Source organism: Oleiphilus sp. HI0117 (genome assembly GCF_001635235.1).
The window spans coordinates 1-376 of sequence record NZ_LWGA01000373.1 but is presented as its reverse complement, the minus strand read 5'-3'; the positions used below and the strand labels follow the sequence as shown (position 1 = coordinate 376).

At 47.6% G+C, this 376-nt stretch carries 1 pseudogene; it reads left to right on the top strand.

What is annotated here, in order from left to right:
* A pseudogene (locus tag A3757_RS04435) lies at nt 1-376 on the top strand (isocitrate lyase); the annotation flags it as partial.

The following is a 376-nucleotide window of genomic DNA, read 5'->3' as shown; positions in this document are numbered from 1 at the left end:
GTAAAGTAACTGTTCCTCACGCTGACTTCCACGCTAAGATCCGTGCATTGCGTCACGCTTTCCTTGAGCTAGGTATTGACAACGGTATCATCGTTGCACGTACTGACTCTGAAGGTGCTGGTCTTACTAAAGAAATCGCAGTAGTTAACGAGCCGGGCGATTCTGGTGATATCTACAACTCTTACCTAGATGTTGAAGAAGTTACTCCAGAAGAAACAGCTCCTGGTGATGTGCTAATCAGCCGTGACGGCAAGCTTGTTCGTCCTAAACGTCTTCCTTCTGGCCTATACCAGTTCCGTTCAGGTACTGGTCATGAGCGTTGTGTATTCGATTGTATCGGTGCGCTTAATGCTGGTGCTGACTTGCTTTGGATCGA